This is a genomic window from Hyphomicrobium nitrativorans NL23 (genome assembly GCF_000503895.1).
Taxonomy (GTDB): Bacteria; Pseudomonadota; Alphaproteobacteria; order Rhizobiales; family Hyphomicrobiaceae; genus Hyphomicrobium_C; species Hyphomicrobium_C nitrativorans.
Window position 1 is genome coordinate 3,152,637 of the sequence record NC_022997.1, and the last position, 20,533, is coordinate 3,173,169.

The window sequence follows — 20,533 nt, forward strand, 5'->3', positions numbered from 1 at the left end:
GGCGCGGCATGGAGAGCGGCCGCACAGCGGGACGACGGAGCGCGCTCGAACGCACGCAGGAGGCGCTGTTTCCGACCGTCGGCCAATCGGTCGCCAGCGTTGCGGCGCTCGCGCTCATCGGCTTCGTCGCCTACGCATTCATCGACTGGGCGATCCTGCGCGCCGTCTTTACCGGCTCCGACGGTTCAGCGTGCCGGGTGCCGAATGCGGGCGCATGCTGGCCGTTCGTCACCCACAAGATCGATCTCTTTCTCTACGGCCGTTATCCCGAAGCCGAGCTTTGGCGCGTGAAGCTCACGTATGCGCTGGCACTCGCCGGGCTCGTGCCGCTCATGATGCCGCGCGTGCCCTACAAGCTGCCGCTCGCGCTCTATCTGCTCGCCGTGTTTCCGGTGATCGCGTTCTTCCTGCTGTACGGCGGCGCGTTCGGGCTTCCCGTCGTCGGGACAGAGCTATGGGGCGGGCTCCTGCTCACGCTCGTGATCGCGAGCGTGGGGATCGCAGCCTCGTTCCCGCTCGGCATCCTGCTGGCGCTCGGGCGGCGCTCGGAGATGCCGTTCGTCCGCTGGGCCTCCATCGCCTACATCGAACTGGTGCGCGGTGTGCCGCTCGTCACGGTGCTCTTCATGTCGTCCGTCATGTTACCGCTCTTTCTGCCGCCCGAAGTCACCATCGACAAGCTCGTCCGCGCCCTTGTCGGCGTCGCGCTGTTCTCGGCCGCGTACCTGGCGGAGGTCGTGCGCGGAGGGCTTCAGGCCATTCCGCGCGGCCAATACGAAGCCGCCGACGCGCTCGGCCTCGGCTACTGGCGGAAAATGGGGCTCGTGGTGCTGCCCCAGGCCATCCGGCTCGTCATACCCGGCCTCGTCAATTCGGCCATCGCGCTCTTCAAGGACACGAGCCTCGTCCTGATCATCGGCCTCTTCGATCTTGTTGGAATCGTTCAACAGTCGGCCCAGGCCGACGCCCAGTGGTTTTCCCCGCAGACGGCCGCCACCGGTTACTTTTTCGCAGGCGCCGTGTTCTGGATCTTCTGCTTTGGAATGTCGCGATATTCCGCCGCCGTCGAGGACAGGCTGGATGCCCGAGCCCGGGGATAGACTTGGAATGCCATGACAACGACACCCCGCTCGTATAAGGATTTAGCCGCCATCACAGAACAGAATCCGGTGGCGCAAAATCTGGGGGTTATCCGATGTTTTTGCCTACTGAATACGCCATTTACGAACCCGTCCTGCTTGCGGCCGCCGTTGTGTTCGTCATCGGACTCATCGGCAACATCCTGTCGTTCTCCAGCCGGTTCGGAAACGCGCTCATTACGGCGATCCTGTTCGCCATCATTTTCGGCGCGCTTTTCTACACCACGCAGGCAGACGTCCGCGCTCCGCAGCCGCAGTTCCTGCCCGCTGAGCACGCCTGGCTCGAATACGTGCTGTTCGGCGCGGCGATTGTCTTCGTCGTCGATCTCATCGGTAATGCGCTGTCGTTCTCCAGCCGCTTCATCAACGCGCTGGTCACGGCAATCGTCTTCGCTGCGATCTTCGGCGGCCTGACGTATGTGGCCGACCGCGAAGGCGTGGAGATCCCGACCGTGCAGGAGATCGCACCGGAGCTTACGACACCTTCGGCAGCACCCGAGCAGCCTGCTGCGCCTTCGCCGGCGACCCCATAACGCCGGCGCGGTTCTGCTTCTATTTGCGTGCCACCGGCACGTCTGCCGGGGGAGGAGCTTCCTCCCCCGGCTGTGCGGTTTAACGACCAAATAGCTCTGCGACGAACGCGCCGATCGCGAGCGCGGACGTCAATCCCGGGCTTTCGATACCGTAGAGCGCAACGAGGCGTTCGCGCCCATGCTCGCGCTCGGTGTGGATCGTGAAGTCCGGCGCCGCCTCTCCTTCAGCGTAGATTTTTGGGCGCACGCCGACGTAGGCGGGCACGAGGCGTTCTCCCGCCAGGCCCGGCCAATAGCGCCGAATTTCCTCCACGAAACGCGCGCGGCGCACGCCTTCCGCATCGTCGAAGACATAGCTGGACTCGGCCTGCCATTCGAGGTCGGGGCCGAATTTCGCACGGCCCGTGACATCGAGCGTCAGGTGAATGCCGAGCCAACCCTCGCTGGGCATCGGATAAACGAGATGGCGGAACGGCGCGGGGCCTTCAAGCGCGTAGTAGTGCCCGCGCGCGGGGTAGGTTCGCGGCACAGCATAGCCCGGCTGCCCCCCGAGGCTTTCGCCCAACATTGTTGCACCGAGCCCGGCGGCGATGACGAGGTTGCGGGACGTCAGCACTGCGCGTTCGCTCGCCTCGCCGCTGTCAGTCACGATCTCGTAGGCGCCATCGCTTCTCACGCCCAGCGCCGTCACGCGCGTTTCGAGCACGACGCTGCCCGAGCCCGCGCGGACATGGCCTTCGAGCGCAACCATCAGTGCGTGGCTGTCGATGACGCCGGTCGAGGGCGAGTAGAGAGCGGCCACGGCGGATACATCAGGCTCGCGCGCCTTGACGTCTTCCGCGCTCAGGCGGGCGATGTCGGTCACGCCGTTGGCGCGCGCAATCCCCGCCAGCGCGTCGAGGCGCGGGATCTCGCTCTCGCGCGTGGCGACGAGCAGCTTTCCATAGCGCATGTGGGGGACGCCGTTCTCGCGCGCGAACGCATAGAGAAGGTCGCGTCCCTCGACGCAGAAGCGTGCTTTGAGGCTGCCGGGCGCATAATAGAGCCCGGCATGGATCACTTCGCTCGAACGGCTCGACGTCTCCTGCCCGATGCCGCCGTGGCGTTCGAGGACGAGCACCTCATGCCCCCTCGCCACGAGCGCGCGGGCGACGGCGAGGCCGACAACGCCCGCGCCGATAACGACGGTCTCAATGTCCGGTGCCATCTGGGCCTCTTCACCGGGTTATCCACAATGTTCTCATGGCCGAATATTTCGGAGAACATCCTTATTTCTCAGAGCTTTGCTGAGTATCTTCCCACAAGTTATCCACAGGCTTGCGATTCGCCTCGACCTGCTGGAGAACAAGACGGAAACATCGATCCCTGCGAGGCAAGGCGACCGAGAAAGCACATGAAAACGGCGCCTGCGCGGGGATCTCTCCCGCAAACAGGCGCCGTGCGTTCGTAACGTGCTGTCCGGACGCCGCTCGGGCGCTCAGGCGACGGGTGCAATCGGCGGCGGAGAGGTCGGCAGCGACGAGACGGTCGCTGCGGGCGCCTGGACCGGCTCTTCCGGCGCTTGAGCCGCAGCAGCAGGCGGGGCGGTCTCGCGTGTCGCCTCGGGCAGCGCGATGCCCGCGAGCGGGTCATCGGTGCGGCGAGACTTGCCCTCGAAGAAGGCGCCCTGCTCAATCGCCATGGTCTGATGGTAAATGTCGCCCTCGACGTGGCTCGTGCTTTGGAGCAACACGCGACGTCCGCGCACCGTGCCGAGCAGGTGGCCGCGAATGACGCATTCCTCAGCCACAATGCCGCCCGTCACGCGGGCGTTCTCGCCGATGATGATATGGGTGCCGTGAATGTCGCCCTGCACCTCGCCGTCGATCTGGACCTCGCCCTTCGACGAGAGGTTGCCCTGGATGACGAGGTCGGGGCCGATCACGGATGCCGTCGACGGTCCGCCGGGCCGGAATGCCGGGGTGGGCCGCGCTCCGAGCGAAGAAGGTGAAGGGCCCATCGAGGCGGAGAAGTTCGGCGTGAGCGGCTGGGACCTCAAGCTGTCAGTCTCCTGCTTCCGGAATTGGGGCAGCATCCGTTGAACCTCCGCGGTTACGCGTCAACTTGCGCGAGTATTCCTGATCGCCGTTCGGCTATTTTTTTGTGGTTTGCTGGTGGTAAACCCCCGATCGGCGCGTGCCGGAGCAACCGCCGATCAGCTTCCTCCCGTAGCGTCTCGACTAGCATGTTTTCACAGGGTGGTCATCATTTTCGCTTGACCGCATCCTGCGCAAACTGGCGAATCAGCGGGCGCTTGTCCCAGGTTTTCCACACTTTATCAGGGCGAGCACCTCAGCCGCGTGCCCCCTCGGCTTAACCTTTCTCCAAATGTGCGCAATGCGCCCCTCGGGCGAAATGAGAAACGTCGCGCGCTCGACACCCATATACTTGCGGCCGTACATCGATTTCTCGACCCAGACGCCGTAGGCCGTCACGACCGTCTTCTCCTCGTCGGAGGCAAGGTAAAGATCGAGACCGTGTTTCGTCTTGAACCGGGCATGGCACGCCGGGTTGTCCGGCGAAACGCCGACGACGACGGCACGCGCGCGGGCGAAATCCTTGGCCAGGGCCGTGAACTCCTGTGCTTCCAGGGTGCATCCCGGCGTATCGTCGCGCGGGTAGAAATAAACGACCACCGACCGTCCTCGGACGTCTTGGAGATCGAACGTCTCTCCACCATCCGTCGGCAGCGCAAAAGCCGGTGCAACATCACCCTCTTGGAGCATCCTTCTCGTGCCTTTCTTTTGTCGCTTTTAATGAGGCACATCGCACGCTTAACGGCGGTGGGGCCTCAGGATTCGTCGGGTTTGGGGATCGGGCGTTCCGTGCGCATCACGCGCCGTTCTTAATGGCATGGTTTTGTCACTTGGTGCAGCCGCACTCCGCCATTGTTGGCCGGTGCGTGCAGAGATCCTGACAAGGCCAAGCCCTGCGCCGCAGCGCCTGCCGAGTGTCGGGTCGAGAGTGCCGAGACGATCCCTGGATCGCGGCTCTGTCCGGCTCTTTAACGACGGCGCGCGGCGGCACACCACGCACACGCCGGCCGGAGACCGTTCGGAATGACGACACAGACCTCCGGCAGGCACGCCCCCAGAGTGTTTTCATCCCCCGGCGGGCCGGCGGGACCTCCCACCGGAGGGAGAAGGGCGCCCTCCCCACAGCCTGCGCCACGCCGGTTCGGGCGTGTTTTCAAGGTCGCCGGCTTTACGATCCTTCCCGTGCTCCTGCTGGTGCTGCTTGCGGTCGGCATCGGTTACGTCCGGCTTTTGCATGGGCCGATTTCGCTCAAGGCGTTCAGCGAGCAAATCGAGGAGCGCATCAACGCGGACCTCAACGGGTTCACCGTGCATATCGACGATGCGCTGATCACGCTCGCCGACGACTTCCGGGTGGAATTGCGTCTCACCAATCTTCGCATCAAAGAAGACGACGGCGATCTCGTCGCCTCGGCGCCGAGCGCCGCGCTCGAACTCAACCGCACCGCGTTCTGGCGCTTCGAGGTTTCGCCCAAGCGGGTCGATCTTATCGAGCCGAGGCTTGCGGTCACCTATAGTTCCGAACACGGCATTTCGCTGTCCATCAACAACGCACCGCCTATCGCCATAGAGACCGCGAACAGCGGCGAAGAAGAGAGCGCCATCGTACCGCCAGCGCCGGTTGCCGCGGAGCGTCCTCTCCCCTCGTTCGCACAGGATGGCTCGTCTCCCGCCTTCCACCGCGTCGATCTCGCCCGGCTGCTGGCGGAGAGTTCCGCGCGTGCGCGGCGAGGCGAGGCGGCAACATCGCGCCTCAAGGCCTTCGGCATCCGCAACGCGCGTGTGTCCGTCACGTGCGACGACGTCACGAGCGAAGTGTTCGTGCCCGAAGCGTCGTTCGATGTCGATCATACGAAGCGCGACAGCGTGATCTCGGGCGCGGCCACGGTCGAGTCGGCGAAGGGTCCGTGGTCGCTCAAGTTCAGAACCGAAGATTCCGAGCAGCACGACCTCGTAAAAGTTGCGGCAACCGTCGAAAATCTGGTGCCGAGCACGCTGGCCCCCATCTCCGCCGACCTCGCGCTGCTCAGCATGTTCGACACGCCCGTCAACGGCGTTCTCAATCTCGATCTGTCCAATGCCGGCGACCTCCGATCGGCCGATCTGTCCATCGACGTGGCGGACGGTTTCATCCGTCTGCCCGCAGTGTCGAGCACGCCGTTCATGCTCGACAAGGGCAAGATCGCGCTCAAGTACAACGCCGAGACGCGCCGGCTGGATCTGATGCCCTCCACGCTCGATTGGGACGGCAGCCACATCACGCTGCACGGCGCAATGCAGAACGATCCGGAAGAGACAGGCCAGCCGCAATGGCATTTTGCGCTGCGCTCGATCGACGGATCGATCTCGGCGAAAGACTTCGGCGTGGCGCCCATTCCCGTGGAAAGCCTGGAAGCCATGGGGCGCATCATCCCGGGCGAGGATCTCGTCCAACTGTCCGGTCTGGCGCTCTCCGTCGGCGGCGGCGTCGTCAACGTGAACGGCGACATCATCGGCGGCCCGGATGCTCCCAGCACGCGCGTCGAGGCCACCGTCTCGCCGATGCCGATCGAAACCCTCAAAGCGATGTGGCCCCGCGCCGTCGCACCCGCAGCCCGCGACTGGATGGGTGCGCAAGTCGAAAGGGCGAACCTGAAATCGGCGTCGTTCAAGCTCCTCTCCGGCCGGTTCATCGAATCCGAAGGCTCGACATCGAACGATGCCGGCGCTCGCGAACCCGAGCGGCTTTCGGCCCATCTCGAACTGGGCGACATTCGCATGGTGCCGCTGCCGAACAGCCTGCCCATCGAAGCGGAGAACGCAGCGATCCGTCTTGAGAACAGCGCGCTCGAAGTCAGCGTGCCGGAAGCGCGCATCATCGTGGACGAGACGCGCCGAATGCCACTTAGCGACGTGCGGTTGACGGCGGTGGACGTGACGCACGATGCGCCTCTCGCGGAACTCGCCCTCACATCCGAAACCTCGCTCGAAGACCTGATCGAGACCCTCAACCGCAGCGAGCTCAATCTCACCGGCCAGGGGCCGTTGCCGATCGCGGGCGTGGACGGAAAGGTCGAGGGCGAGATCAAAATCGCGATGCCGCTCATCGCGGATGCCAAGGTCTCAAAGATCGAAGGCAATGCGCGGATTTCCGACATCCGGGGCAGAAACGAGGACTATCAGCTCACGATCCAGGGCGGCACAGTCGACATCGAAGTCTCCGACATCGGCGTCATCGCCAAGGGCGATCTCAGCGTGAACGGCGTGATGGCACGGCTTCACATGCATCGCATCCTGGATGCGCCATCCCACCTGCAACCGCCGATCCGTATTTCCAGCACCCTCGACAATGCAGACCGGCGTCAGCTCGGGCTCGACGTGAACCACCTGGTGCAGGGCGAGATCGCAGCCGAAGTAACCGTCTCGCACACGGAAGCTGGCGAAAATGCCGTCCATGTGCAGGTGGACCTGACGAATGCCGAACTTATCATCGAGGAGCTGGCGTGGCGCAAGCTGCCCGGCCGGCAAGCCAACGCTCAGTTCGATCTCGATGTCGCGGGCCCGAACCGCACCGAGCTCAACAACTTCAAAGTGGTCGGCGACATGATCGCGCTCGACGGGTGGATCGTTGCGAACGAGAAACGCGATCTCGTCGAATACGCGTTTCCGAATTTTTCGCTCAACGTGGTCTCGCGCCTCGACGTGCGCGGCAAAGTCGACAAGAACAAGATCTGGAAGGTCACGGCGAAAGGCTCGACCTTCGATGCGAAGGACCTGTTCCGGTCGCTTCTCGCGCTCGGAAAAACGGTCGATCACACTATCGCGCCCGCCGAGCCCGCGGTCGGCGTAGACCTGACCGCCCAGGTCGACACCGTGCTCGGACACTCCGACGTTTCGCTTCGGAACTATTCGGTCAAGCTTTCCCAGCGCAACGGCCAGATCGTATCACTCGACGGCCGCGGCACGCTCGACGGCGGCGAACCGTTCGCGGTCGTGATGACGTCCGACGGGCCTCGCCGTTTCTACGCCGAATCGACGGACGCAGGGCAGACCTTCAAGCTGGTCGGCTTCTATCCCAACATCCAGGGCGGGCGGATGCGGCTCGAAGTGGACCTCGAAGCGCGCGGAGACGCCGAGAAGAGCGGAACGCTCTGGGTCGAGGATTTCCGCGTGCTGGGCGATCCCATCGTCTCGGAAGTTTATTCGAGCATCGACGGCAGCTCGGGGGGCCGATCCGAGGGGCGGCAGCGCAAAGGCGAACGCGAGGTGTTCGAGTTCCAGTTGCTGCGGGTGCCGTTCTCGGTCGGGCACGGGCAGTTCGTGCTCGGCGATTCGCAAATTCGCGGGCCGCTGCTCGGCGCCTCGATCCGCGGCAGGGTGGATTACAATACGCAACGGCTGAACCTCGGCGGCACATATGTTCCGCTGCAGGGCATCAACTCGGCGTTCTGCGATATTCCGCTGTTCGGGCCGATCGTGTCGGGCCTCGATTGCCAGGGCGTGTTCGGCATCACCTACGCCATCCAAGGGCCGATGGCGCGGCCCCAGGTGCTCGTGAACCCGCTTTCGATGCTCACGCCCGGCATCTTCCGCGGCATCATGGAAATGACGAGCCCGAACCCGCAGGTGCAGCCGCTGCGCGAGCAGAAGACGAAAGGGCCCGCGTCTTCGCGCGTCCGCGCTTCGTCCAGCGCGCCTGCGAGCACTGTCGACGGATGGTCGTCGGAGACGACGTTGCCGAGCGACCGCAAGAAGAGATGACGGACAGCCGAAAGACAGGCGGGCGCGATCTCAATCGTTGTCGAGCAAATTGATCGCGTCGCGAAGCGCGTCGAGCTGCTCTGGCGGCGCGTCCAACGCCCAATAGCGGGTATGGCTGAAGGAACGGGATCTGCCGCGCAGTACGCTCAGGTCCACATCCTTCACACCGAGACCGAATTTTCCGCTGAGTGCGCCAGAAACAAGATCGCCTCGATAGATCCACCGCGCCGGATCGTGGATGTTGGTCCAGCGCACGGCCGCGAACGGGCTCGCGTGATGAAGGCACCAGCCGCCGCCCTGCTTCGGGAAAACGAACAGCTCTCCCTCCTTCGTCTCTCTGTCGAGAAACCCGTGCTTTTTGGCGAGCCACACGCCGAGGCGGTTCAGCGGCTCGCGCACGGGCGGTGAAGCGGGATACTCGCGCGTCTCGATGCGCTGGCCGAGATCGGAAGCATTCGTGGCCAACAGGAACTCGGCGTGGGTCAAGGGACTGCCGATGGTCACGAAATCGCTGATCAGCCAGCGGTTCGCGCCATCGTCGCGATCCTCCCGCGCGGCCAGCAATCGGCGTAATCTCGCCTGGCATTGGCGAAAGCGCTCGATGGATAGCCCGTCGCCATCGGCCAATCTGGCGGCCGCGTCGTGCACGTCGCGCACGGCTGCGAGTTCCTCGCCACCGCCTTTCAACGTTCGCGCATCTTCCCGCTGCGTCCAAAGGTAGTTGATGAGATCGTAAGCGAGGATCGATCCGAGGCTGTGGCCGACAAGGACGACACGATCGTACTCGCCGCCCGCGTGCAGCTCGTTGAGCAATCTCAGCCCGCGCTCGCGCACCGCGGCGCGGGCGGAAATGTTGGCTGGATCGGCGCGCGTATAGCGCACAACGCGGCCGAAGCTCGCGGTCGCCATCTTGTGGACGAGCGCGCCGAGGCCGGCGGCCGAGAGAGCAAGCGCGATACGGGCCCAGGTCGGGAACACGTCGTCGGGGAGAAGGCTCGCGAGACCGACGGCGCACACAAGTGCCGTCGCGATCCACAGCGCGAGCCACGCCCCGCGAACGTCGCGCGGCACCTGGCTCCACGGCCGAAACAGAAGAGTGCGGATCCATCCGCCGAACTGCGTCCACGTGGAGCCGCCGGTCAGGTCCGCCCAATAGAGCTCGTAGAAATCGGTGCGCGTGCCGTTGGGGAACGCTTCGCTCCGCTGGCTTTTTCGCGTCGTAAGACGGCGCAGCTCAAGCGAGCCGGTGCGGCCGTCGGGGCGGCTCCAGAATTCGGGTTCCTGACCGTTGCCGTTTCCCGCACCCGTTTGCGATTTGAGAACAGCGCGCGCGAAGTCGCGCACGGTGTCCATCGGGCGCTGCTCGCCCATTCCGTGCACGATGACGACCGCCTGCCGCGCCGTGCGGGACGGCGCAGCGCGCGGGGCATCAGGGTTGGGCGCATCGGATTGCGCCAGGCCGATCCTCACGACCGAACCGTTATCACGCCTTTCGCTCAAAGCCCCTGCCCCCGCGCGTCCTGTGTCGCTCGGGATATTGCCCGACGATCGGGGAGCGCGCCAAGGGTTGGAACGACGGGAAGCGCTACGGGCGGCGAAGTGTGGTGGACGAACCACGCATGTAGGCCGTGACGCGGCTTACACCGGCTTCAGTAGCACGTGCTTCTTCTTGCCGAACGACAGCTTGATGACCCCTTCACCCGTGAGATCCCCCGGCGTCAGAGCCATTTTGTCGTCCGTCACCACGACATCGTTGACGCGCAGGCCGCCACCCTTGATCTGACGGCGGGCCTCGCTGGTCGAAGCCACGAGGCCGGCCTGCACGTATGCGGCCAGCACGCCGAGACCGGCATCGAGCGCGGCACGGGCGATCTCGACGGTCGGCAGCGATTGCGCGAGGCGGCCTTCCTCGAAGGTCGTGCGCGCGGTTTCTGCGGCGGCTTCCGCTTTCTCGCGTCCATGCACCAGTGCGGTGGCTTCGGTCGCGAGCACCTTCTTCGCCTCGTTGATCTCAGCGCCTTCGAGTGCGGCAAGCTTCGCGACCTCGTCGAGCGGAAGCGTCGTGAAGAGCTTGAGGAAACGGGCGACATCCGCATCCTCCGTGTTGCGCCAGTACTGCCAGTAGTCGTACGCGGACAACTGCGCTTCGTTGAGCCACACCGCGCCCGACGCCGTCTTGCCCATCTTTGCGCCGGATGCTGTCGTCAGCAGCGGACACGTGAGCGCGTAGAGCTGATGGCCAACGCCCATGCGCCGGCCGAGATCAATCCCGGTGACGATGTTGCCCCACTGGTCGGAGCCGCCCATCTGCAGATTGCAGTCGTAGCGGTTTGCGAGTTCCGCGTAATCGTAGGCCTGCAACAGCATGTAGTTGAACTCGATGAACGAGAGCTCCTGCTCGCGTTCGAGGCGCATGCGCACCGAATCCATCGACAGCATGCGGTTCACCGACATGTGCCGCCCGACATCGCGCAGGAAGGCGATGTAGTTGATGGTGGTCAGCCATTCGGCGTTGTCGAGCATGAGCGCCTCGCCCTTGCCATCGCCGAACGAGAGAAACTTCGAGAAGACCGTTTTGATCTGGTTCTTGTTGTCCTCGATCTGCTCAAGGGTGAGGATCTTGCGGGTCTCGTCGCGGCCGGACGGATCGCCGACGCGCGTCGTGCCGCCACCCATGAGCGCGATCGGCCGGCCGGCGCCCGTCTTCTGCAGCCAGTGCAGCATCATGATGGAGAGCAGATGGCCGATGTGCAGCGAGGGGGCCGTGCAGTCGTAGCCCACGTAGGCCACGAGCTTGCCTTCGGCTGCCAGCGCATCGACGCCTTGCGCATCGGAGCATTGGTGGATAAAGCCGCGCTCGGTCAGGACGGAAAGAAAATCGGATCGGAATTCAGTCATGATGTGCTCGGAGGATTGCGGTTCTTGGCCGAAGAGCCGGGAGGCGCCGGATCGGCGAATTCGGCAGGACCATGCATGAGGAGCCCCCTATGAGCAAGCGAGAGGACGGCGTCTGGCGCGCTTTGGGGCTGATGAGCGGCACTTCGCTCGACGGCATCGATGTCGCAGTCATCGAAACCGACGGGGAGCGGGTGCTGAGGCGGGGCTTCTCCGCAACCTACCCCTATTCCGACGCCGTGCGCGACAAACTCCGCGCGAGCCTCAGCGAGGCCTCGGAAATCGGCGAGCGCAGCGCGCGGCCGGGCCGGCTCGGGCTGCTCGAACAGTATCTCACCGAACTCAACGCCGAAGCCGCCGCGCACTATCTTGCGGATCACGAAATCGACGCCGCAAGCCTCGACGTGGTGGGCTATCACGGCCAGACCGTGTTGCATCGGCCCGAAGCCGGGCTCACCGTCCAACTGGGCGACGGCGGCCTGCTCGCGCGGCGGCTTGGCGTCCCGGTGGTCTACGACCTCAGGGCCGCCGACATGGCAGCGGGCGGGCAAGGCGCGCCGCTGGCTCCGGCCTATCACAGGGCGCTCGCAGCCGACATCTCCGAGCGCCCCCTCGCAGTCCTCAACCTCGGCGGCGTCGCCAACGTCACTTGGATCGGGGAGAGCGGCGAGTTGATCGCATTCGACACCGGCCCTGCGTCCGCGATGATCGACGACTGGGTCTCGGCCAAGCTTGGGCAGCCGTTCGATGCGGGCGGACGGCTGGCAGCGGCGGGCCGCGTGCACGAGACCATCGTCGCGGACTGGCTCGCGCTCCCCTACTTCGCCGAGGCGCCGCCGAAATCGCTCGACCGCAACGCCTTCAGTCTTGCGCCGGTGGCCGATCTCCCGGGCCTGGATGGCGCCGCCACGCTGACGGCGTTTACGGCCGCAGCCGTCGCGGCCGCGATCGCGCACCTCCCCGTCCCGCCTCGGCTTTGGATCGTGTCGGGCGGCGGCCGGCGCAACGATACGCTCGTCGCGCAGATCCGCGAGCGCGTCGGCGCGCCGGTGCAGGTGGCCGAAGCGTTCGATTTCGACGGCGACGGGCTCGAAGCGGAGGCGTGGGCGTTTCTCGCCGTGCGCTCGCGGCTCGGTTTGCCGATCACATTTCCAGGAACGACGGGTATTGCCGAACCGCTCTCGGGGGGCGTCACGGCGGAACCCAACGCATAGACGCGGAGACATGAAGGCGCCCCGCATTTTCCCGGCGGAAGCCGGAGATTTGCAGGGCTACGCCGGTCGTTGAGCGAACGTCGAATTAATGCGTTCCTAACCACATCCCCCCACCGTTCGGTTACGAATTGCCAGTAAATCTAAGCGATGTATTAGGTTTTTTGGCTGGCCCGAACTGTGGAAACTCGCCTCGACCCTGATCTTCCCATGAGGCCGTCGCACCCTGGCACGAAGGACGCGCGCACCGATCGGCCATTGCGGAGACTTGCCGTCGCGAGCGTTTACACGGTGGTGGCGACCGCGCTGCTCGTCTTCGGTGTCGTGCTCTGGTCGGCCTCGCGCATCGACCAGCTCTCGCAAGAGCGCCAGTTCCGCACGATCTCATCCGCGCTCGTCAACAGCGTGGAAAAGATTCCCTACGATCAGGAAAGCGTCGCAATCTGGGACGACGCCGTCCGCTATGCCAAAGACAGCTTCGACCTCAAGTGGGTGGAAACGAATCTCGGCGTCTGGATGCACGACTACTTCAAGCACGACCGCACCTACATCGTCGGTCCCGACGGAGCGCTCGTCTACAGCATGGTCGACGGGACGACAGTCACCAACCCGAAATTCCGTCCTGACGAATCCGTCTTCGAGGTCGTCACGGCGCTGCGTAAAAAGATCTCTGCCGGCGCCCTCGACGACTACGAACTCACCAAGCGGCGTCTGCCTCACGTCGTGGATTTTTCATTCCAGGGCGACCGTCCGGTGCTCATCAGCGCCGTTCCGATCGTGCTCGAATCCAAGACCGCCGCACAGGAACGGGGTAGCGAATTCGTCCTCGTCAGCCAGCGCTTTCTCGATGCAAGCTTCCTTTCCGATCTCGCATCGGCCCACTTCCTCAAGGGCATTCGCTTTTCGCGCACCGACGGCATTGCGCCGAACGAGGCCTCGCATCCTCTGACGAATCGAAAGGGGGATACCGTCGGGCATATCGTATGGGTGCCGGAGATGCCCGGCTGGGCCATTCTCACCGACGTGCTTCCCGTGCTGACCGCCGGTCTCGCTGCAATCAGCGTCGCCATCGTTCTCCTGATCGCCGGATTGCGCAGGACCTATCGCGACCTCGTTCGTAGCGAAGCCGTATCCAAACATCGGGCGGTGCACGATTCTCTGACGGGGCTCGCCAACCGCGCCTTTTTCAACGAACGCGTCGGCGTCCTGCTGAGCGAACGCCGCGTCAGCGGGCAGGCCCTCGCGCTGATGTTTCTCGATCTCGACCGCTTCAAGCAGGTCAACGATACACTCGGTCATCCGGTCGGCGATGCTCTGATCCAGGAGGTCGCGCGGCGCATAAAGACGCTCGCCAAACCACGCGACGTCGTTGCCCGGATGGGCGGCGACGAATTCGCCATCATCAAGTGCGACGACGTTGCGCGAGAGGACGTCGAAGCCTTCTGCCGCGACGTCGTCGCCATCGTGTCCGAGCCCTTCGACGTGCTCGGACAGCGCGCCGCGGTCGGCATCAGCATCGGCGTCGCCATAGCGCCGGAATGCGGCACGGATCGCAGCGAGCTTTCGCGGAAAGCCGACATCGCGCTCTATCAGGCGAAGAACCGCCGGCTCGGCTTCGCATTCTACACCGAGGAAATGGGGAAGACGCTCAAGGAGCGAGAAGCGCTCGAAGCCGATCTCAGGCGCGCGCTCGATACCGAAGGCGAACTCGACGTCGCCTACCAGCCACTCATTTCCGCCAAAGATCTCACCGTCAGCGGAGTCGAGGCTCTGGTGCGGTGGAACCACCCGCGGCTCGGCTCCATCCCGCCGCCCGTGTTCGTTCCCATTGCCGAGGAATGCGGGTTGATCGGACGCCTCGGCGAATACGTCCTGCGCGAAGCGTGCCGGACGGCCGGCCCCTTAAATCTCGGGACGATCGCGGTCAATGTCTCGCCGATCCAGTTCCGGAGCGCAGACTTCGCCTCGCGTCTTTTTGCCATCCTCGCGCGTGCGGGCATGGCCCCGGAGCGGCTCGAACTCGAAATCACGGAAAGCGCGCTGCTCGATAGCTCGGGGACCTCTGCCAAGGCGCTTCGCTTGCTGCGCGCGCGAGGCGTCCGCATTGCGCTCGACGACTTCGGGACGGGCTACTCTTCGCTCAGCTATCTCATCAAGCTCGAAGTGGATCGCATCAAGCTCGATCGCTCGTTCGTGCAGGAGCTGGGCACGTGCCCGCGTTCCTCGTCCATCGTCCGCTCCGTCATCGCGATGGCGCACGCGGTGGGCGTCTCGATCACGGCGGAGGGCGTGGAAAAGCCCGAGCAACGGGATTTCCTCGTCAGCGTCGATTGCGACACGCTCCAGGGCTACCTGTTCTCGCCGCCGGTCTCCGCGCTCAGCTTGATCGAGAACTTCTCGATCGGCTTCCGCCGATGGCAGCCCGCAACGCATCCGCCCGAGGCGCCTAGGGTCGCCGGCCCACGCGTGGCTTAGCGCGCGGTCGTCTCACGCTCTGGCGCCTTGCAACGCGGCTCTATCTCTTTCCCCCACTTGCGCGACTGGCACGGCTTGCCCCAATCTGCCCGCGTTCAGGAATAGGCACTTTTGGGGGACTTGATGAGCGGGCTTCTGGCACTGCTTGACGACGTGGTGGCGCTGACGAAAGTCGCGGCCGCGACACTCGACGATACGGCGGCGCAGGCCGCGAAGGTGGGGGCCAAGACGGCAGGTGTCGTGATCGACGATGCGGCCGTGACACCACGCTACGTGACGGGCCTTGCAGCCAAACGCGAGTTGCCCATCGTCGGGCGCATCGCTTGGGGATCGCTCAAGAACAAATTGCTCTATCTCCTGCCGGCGGCGATGTTGCTGACGGTCTTTCTGCCCGCCGCGATCATTCCGATCCTGATGCTCGGCGGTCTCTACCTCGCTTTCGAGGGCACCGAGAAGGTGCATCACCTTCTGAGCGGCGAAGGCGAAAAGGATATGTTCGCGGCCGCGGCCGCCGCAGGGATCGATCCGCAAGCTCTCGAAGATCAGCGGGTTTCGGGCGCCATCCGCACCGACTTCATTCTGTCGGCGGAGATCATGGCCATCGCGCTCGCCAATACGACGACGCCCGATCTCCTGACCAAGGCGCTCGTGCTTGCGTTCGTCGGCATCGCGGTGACGGTTGCGGTCTACGGCGCGGTTGCGATCATCGTGAAGGCGGACGATGTGGGCCTCGCGCTTGCGCAGAGAAACGGTGCGATTTCGGGCCCCGTGGGCCGCGCGCTCGTCTACGGGATGCCGCCCTTTCTTAAAGCGCTCAGTCTGGTTGGAACCATCGCGATGCTGTGGGTCGGCGGCGGCATTCTGATCCATGGCCTGCACGAATTCGGCATTCACTGGCCGGACGAAACGATCCGCGCGGTGTCGGAGGCCGTGGGCGCGGCGGTTCCATTTGCCGGCGGCGTATTGGCGTGGATCGCCGGAGCCTTCGGCGCGGCGCTTGTGGGACTTGCGGCCGGCGCTGCCGTGCTTGCCGTCATTCACATTGTCGGAGCGCGTTTCACCACCGGACAGACGCCCAAGGTTTGATCGCGCAGCCAGTCGATCTCGAAAAGGAAACGGCCCGGGCGCTTTGCCGGGCCGTTTCAATTCTTAAGCTCTAGCTTGGCCTTTACTCGTCGTCGCCATCATCCGCATCGGCGGCGGGGCCGCTCGCGGCCTCCTCGCGCTCGCGCTGCCGCTCGCGCTCACGCGCCGCCTCGCGCTCCTTCTCGCGCTCTTTCTGGTTCTCGCGGTCCTGAATGGCCTTGGCGAGGCGCATGTCGAGGTAGCCGCCGACGACCTTTTCCAGATCCTCCGTCTTGTCCTCGAAGAAGTGGTTGGCGCCGGGGATGACCTCGTGGTCGATCTTGATGCCGCGCTGCGTCTTGAGCTTTGCGGTCAGCTCCGCGACGGAAGCCGACGGCACGACGCGATCCTTGTCGCCGTTGACCATCAGGCCCGACGAAGGACACGGGGCGAGGAACGAGAAGTCATAGAGGTTCGACGGCGGCGCCACGCAGATGAAACCGTCGATCTCGGGGCGACGCATCAGAAGCTGCATCGCGATCCAGGTGCCGAACGAGACGCCCGCGATCCAGCAATACTTGGCATCGGGCTTCACCATCTGCAGCCAGTCGAGGGCCGACGCCGCGTCCGCCAGTTCGCCCGGGCCACCATCCCAGAAGCCCTGGGAACGCCCGACGCCGCGGAAGTTGAAGCGGAGCACCGAAAAGCCCCGCTGCGCGAACGTGTAATAGAGGCTGTAGACGACCTGATTGTTCATCGTCCCCCCGAACTGCGGATGGGGGTGGAGGATGAGGGCGATGGGGCTGTCGTTCGCCGGCTCGTGATGGTAGCGGGCTTCGATGCGGCCCGCAGGCCCATTGATAATCAGCTCAGGCATCGGTCTCTGCTCGGTTTGGGGTTCGGGTCGGCCGGGGAAATTGCCTGGGCTCACAACGGGCGACAGGCTGTCGCAGCCGAAGTTCCGCAATTCACAAAAACGTGCCTCAAAGAATGCTTGATTTCCCCGCTCGGAATTTTCATATTCGGTGCAAGTTTAGAACGGTTCGAAAGAGAGGGCCTGTTGGGTCTCTTTTTTGGGCTGCACCCGACGTGTGTGGCGTCTCTTAGCACACGAGGGGTGGTGAAGCGCAAGCGCTATGCGCCGCTAGAACAGCGTGCGCGTCAGGAGTGGTGGAGCATGGAGCTCAACACACGCGGCCGTTATGCGGTCATGGCAATGGCCGACCTCGCGAAGCACAGCGACGGGGGGGCGGTCGCGCTTTCCGCGGTCGCACAGCGTCAGCGGATCTCGCTCGACTATCTCGAACAGCTGTTTTTGAAGCTTCGACGCGCGGGGCTGGTGGAAAGCCAGCGCGGACGCCACGGCGGTTACAAGCTCATCCGTCCCGCCCGCGAGATCTTCGTTGCGGAGATCATGTCGGCCGTCGACGAGGGCACGCGGATGACGCGCTGCTTCGGCGACGACACGGGGCCGTGCCTCGGCGATACGCGTTGCCTGACCCACGATCTCTGGACCGCGCTCGGCGCGCAGATCGAGAACTTTCTCTCGCGCGTCAGTCTGAAAGACGTGCTGGAAGGCATTCCGGCCGCTGCGTCTTCGGAGTGCGCCGTTCGCGAACACCCGCACGAACACGATCACGATCCAGCCGTCGTCGCCCTGGAGAGGTCGCCGCAGTGACGCAGCCGCGCACATACCTTGACTATAACGCTTCGGCGCCGCTTCGGCCCGAGGCGCGCGAGGCTATGCTTGCGGCGCTCGATGCCGCCGGCAACGCGTCGTCGGTTCATGCCGAGGGGCGGCGGGCGCGGGCAATCGTGGATGACGCCCGCGATGCGGTTGCCGCGCTCGTCAATGCGCGCGCGTCCGAAGTGATATTTACGAGCGGGGCGACCGAGTCCAACACGTGGGCGCTCTCGGCGCCGTGGGAGCGGATCGCGTTCGCGGATGTCGAACACGATTCGATCCGCGCGCCTCTCGCTCAGCTCGCCGCGAAGCGTGGCGCGGAGATCATCCGCTTGCCGGTTTCGCCAGACGGAGCGGCGGATATCGGAAGCGTTGCACCTGCGCCCAACACGCTTCTCGTGCTGCAGATGGCCAACAACGAGACCGGCGCGCTGCAGGACGTGGCCGCGGCCGGACGCTGGGCAACCGAGAACGGCGCGCGGGTGCATACGGACGCCGTACAGGCGCCGGGCCGGATCGCAATCGATTTCGCCCAACTCGGCGCACACACGATGAGCCTTTCGGCGCACAAAATCGGCGGGCCGAAGGGCGTCGGCGCGCTTGTGATCGGCGCGGGCGTCGCGCTCGACCCGATTTTTGCGGGCGGCGGGCAGGAACAGCGCCGGCGGGCGGGGACCGAAAACGTCGCGGCGATTGCAGGCTTCGGCGCTGCGGCCGGCGCCGCCCTCGACGATCTCAAGAATGCGCCGCGCGTGGCGGCACTGCGAGATTCGCTCGAAGCCGCTGTGATTGCGGTCACTCCGCAAGCGCTCGTGATCGGGCGCGACGCGCCGCGGCTCTGCAATACGTCGATGATCGCGCTTCCGGGCTCGCCGGCGGAGACGGCCGTGATCAAGCTCGATCTCAAGGGCATTGCGGTCAGCGCGGGATCGGCCTGCTCGTCAGGCAAGGTGGGCGAGAGCCATGTGCTCAGCGCGATGGGGCTTTCTTCCGAGGTCGCGCGATCCGCAATCCGCGTGAGCCTCGGGGCGGACACGACGGAACAGGACATCGCGGCGTTCGTCGCCGCATGGCGGGATATTCACGGCGGCGCATCGCTCGCCGCCTAGGCAACGAAACGAACGACGCGGCCTCGGCGGGCCGCACACAAGAGGTGGGTTGAATGGCAGCAGTTCAGGAGACGATCGACACGGTCAAGAAGATCGACGTCGATCAATACAAATACGGTTTCGAGACCAACATCGAGACCGTGAAGGCGCCCAAAGGCCTCAACGAGGACATCGTCCGCTTCATCTCGGAGAAGAAGGGCGAGCCGCAGTGGATGCTCGACTGGCGTCTCGAAGCCTATGCGCGCTGGCGCAACATGACGGAGCCGACCTGGGCGAAGGTCAGCTATCCCAAGATCGATTTCGAGAACCTCTACTATTACGCGGCGCCGAAAGGTGCGGAGGGGCCGAAGAGCCTCGACGAGGTCGATCCGGAGTTGCTCGCCACGTACGAAAAGCTCGGCATTCCGCTCAAGGAGCAGGCGGTGCTCGCGGGCGTGCAGGGCGCGCGCGTCGCGGTGGACGCGGTGTTCGACAGCGTCTCCGTCGTCACGACCTTCAAGGAAGAGCTGGCGAAGGCCGGCGTCATCTTCTGCTCGATGTCTGAAGCGGTGCGCGAGCACCCGGAACTCGTGAAGAAGTACCTCGGCTCTGTCGTGCCGCAGGGCGACAACTTCTATGCGGCCCTCAACTCGGCGGTGTTCTCCGACGGCTCGTTCGTCTACGTGCCCGAAGGCGTGCGCTGCCCGATGGAGCTTTCGACGTACTTCCGCATCAACGAGAAGAACACCGGCCAGTTCGAGCGCACGCTCATCATCGCGGACAAGGGGTCTTACGTCTCGTACCTCGAAGGCTGCACGGCGCCCTCGCGCGACGAGAACCAGCTGCACGCTGCGGTGGTGGAACTGATCGCGCTCGACGACGCCGAGATCAAGTATTCGACGGTGCAGAACTGGTATCCCGGCGACAAGGACGGCAAAGGCGGCGTCTATAACTTCGTGACCAAGCGCGGCGACTGCCGCGGGCACAGCTCGAAGATCTCGTGGACGCAGGTCGAGACGGGTTCTGCGATCACGTGGAAGTATCCGTCCTGCATCCTGCGCGGCGACAACAGCCGCGGCGAGTTCTACTCGATCGCGATCTCGAACGGGTATCAGCAGGTCGACAGCGGCACCAAGATGATCCACCTCGGCAAGAACTCGTCGAGCCGCATCATCTCGAAGGGCATCGCGGCCGGGTTCTCGGAGAACACCTACCGCGGGCTCGTCTCGGCGCATCGCAAGGCGACGGGCGCGCGCAACTTCACCTGCTGCGACTCGCTTCTTATCGGCGACAAGTGCGGCGCGCACACGGTGCCCTACATCGAGGCGAAGACCTCGTCGGCGCACTTCGAGCACGAGGCGACGACGTCGAAGATCTCGGACGACACGCTGTTCTATTGCCGCCAGCGCGGGCTTTCCGAGGAAGAGGCGGTGGCGCTTGTCGTCAACGGCTTTGTGCGCGACGTGCTGCAGCAGCTCCCGATGGAGTTCATGGCCGAGACGCAGAAGCTGATCGGCGTGAGCCTGGAAGGCTCTGTCGGATAAACCGGGCCTTTCACTCGCACGCAACCTCCGGCCCACACGGCGGAGACGGATCGAGATCCAGAATCACGGCCGACGGCAGGCCGA

General features: G+C 64.7%; 15 protein-coding genes. 9 read left to right on the top strand and 6 right to left on the bottom strand.

Going from position 1 to position 20,533, the window contains the following annotated elements; all coding sequences use genetic code 11:
• Nucleotides 1-8 precede the first annotated feature (8 nt).
• Both W911_RS14760 and W911_RS18820 read left to right on the top strand, forming a co-directional pair.
• Nucleotides 9-1,100 (top strand): amino acid ABC transporter permease, encoded by a 1,092-nt coding sequence (locus W911_RS14760; protein WP_023788342.1) that lies wholly within the window; start codon nt 9-11, stop codon nt 1,098-1,100.
• Nucleotides 1,101-1,195: 95 nt separating this feature from the next.
• Nucleotides 1,196-1,672 (top strand): hypothetical protein, encoded by a 477-nt coding sequence (locus W911_RS18820; RefSeq protein WP_023788343.1) that lies wholly within the window; start codon nt 1,196-1,198, stop codon nt 1,670-1,672.
• Between the two features lie 79 nt (nt 1,673-1,751).
• On the opposite strand, the gene W911_RS14770 is transcribed toward W911_RS18820, so the two are convergent.
• From W911_RS14770 to W911_RS14780, 3 genes are all read right to left on the bottom strand, one after another.
• Nucleotides 1,752-2,879, bottom strand: coding sequence for an NAD(P)/FAD-dependent oxidoreductase (locus W911_RS14770; RefSeq protein WP_023788344.1), 1,128 nt, complete (start codon nt 2,877-2,879; stop codon nt 1,752-1,754).
• Nucleotides 2,880-3,149: 270 nt separating this feature from the next.
• Nucleotides 3,150-3,746, bottom strand: a complete 597-nt coding sequence (locus tag W911_RS14775) for a bactofilin family protein (RefSeq protein ID WP_023788345.1) — start codon at nt 3,744-3,746, stop codon at nt 3,150-3,152.
• Nucleotides 3,747-3,954: 208 nt separating this feature from the next.
• Nucleotides 3,955-4,437, bottom strand: a complete 483-nt coding sequence (locus W911_RS14780; protein ID WP_023788346.1) for a peroxiredoxin — start codon at nt 4,435-4,437, stop codon at nt 3,955-3,957.
• A gap of 492 nt (nt 4,438-4,929) precedes the next feature.
• Between W911_RS14780 and W911_RS14785 the strand changes: the two genes are divergently transcribed.
• The gene (locus tag W911_RS14785; protein ID WP_051388568.1) at nt 4,930-8,487 is read left to right on the top strand and encodes a YhdP family protein; all 3,558 of its coding nucleotides are present in this window, start codon (nt 4,930-4,932) and stop codon (nt 8,485-8,487) included.
• A 30-nt stretch (nt 8,488-8,517) separates the two neighbouring features.
• Here the strand turns inward: W911_RS14785 and W911_RS14790 are convergent, their stop codons facing one another.
• Nucleotides 8,518-9,987, bottom strand: a complete 1,470-nt coding sequence (locus W911_RS14790) for a hypothetical protein (protein ID WP_144083625.1) — start codon at nt 9,985-9,987, stop codon at nt 8,518-8,520.
• 138 nt (nt 9,988-10,125) lie between these two features.
• Complete coding sequence (gene tyrS / locus W911_RS14795; RefSeq protein ID WP_023788349.1) at nt 10,126-11,385, bottom strand: tyrosine--tRNA ligase; 1,260 nt, start codon at nt 11,383-11,385, stop codon at nt 10,126-10,128.
• Between the two features lie 89 nt (nt 11,386-11,474).
• Between tyrS and W911_RS14800 the strand changes: the two genes are divergently transcribed.
• The 3 genes from W911_RS14800 (at nt 11,475) to W911_RS14810 (ending at nt 16,154) form a co-directional block, all read left to right on the top strand.
• Nucleotides 11,475-12,596, top strand: a complete 1,122-nt coding sequence (locus W911_RS14800) for an anhydro-N-acetylmuramic acid kinase (protein WP_023788350.1) — start codon at nt 11,475-11,477, stop codon at nt 12,594-12,596.
• A gap of 207 nt (nt 12,597-12,803) precedes the next feature.
• Entirely contained in the window at nt 12,804-15,068 is a 2,265-nt protein-coding gene (locus tag W911_RS14805; RefSeq protein ID WP_023788351.1) for a bifunctional diguanylate cyclase/phosphodiesterase, read from the top strand.
• A 123-nt stretch (nt 15,069-15,191) separates the two neighbouring features.
• Entirely contained in the window at nt 15,192-16,154 is a 963-nt protein-coding gene (locus W911_RS14810; protein ID WP_023788352.1) for a DUF808 domain-containing protein, read from the top strand.
• A gap of 82 nt (nt 16,155-16,236) precedes the next feature.
• Here the strand turns inward: W911_RS14810 and W911_RS14815 are convergent, their stop codons facing one another.
• Nucleotides 16,237-17,010 (bottom strand): alpha/beta hydrolase, encoded by a 774-nt coding sequence (locus tag W911_RS14815; protein ID WP_023788353.1) that lies wholly within the window; start codon nt 17,008-17,010, stop codon nt 16,237-16,239.
• 300 nt (nt 17,011-17,310) lie between these two features.
• Between W911_RS14815 and W911_RS14820 the strand changes: the two genes are divergently transcribed.
• Genes W911_RS14820 through sufB form a run of 3 tightly spaced genes read left to right on the top strand, consistent with a single transcriptional unit; the run spans nt 17,311 to nt 20,449 of the window.
• A complete protein-coding gene (locus W911_RS14820; protein ID WP_081717867.1) occupies nt 17,311-17,811 on the top strand; it encodes an Rrf2 family transcriptional regulator in 501 nt (166 codons plus the stop codon).
• Entirely contained in the window at nt 17,808-18,926 is a 1,119-nt protein-coding gene (locus tag W911_RS14825) for a cysteine desulfurase family protein (protein WP_041316636.1), read from the top strand. Before W911_RS14820 ends, W911_RS14825 begins: the two co-directional genes overlap by 4 nt.
• A 53-nt stretch (nt 18,927-18,979) precedes the next feature.
• Nucleotides 18,980-20,449: a Fe-S cluster assembly protein SufB gene (gene sufB, locus W911_RS14830; RefSeq protein ID WP_023788354.1), complete on the top strand. Its 1,470-nt coding sequence runs from the start codon at nt 18,980-18,982 to the stop codon at nt 20,447-20,449.
• Nucleotides 20,450-20,533: the final 84 nt, after the last annotated feature.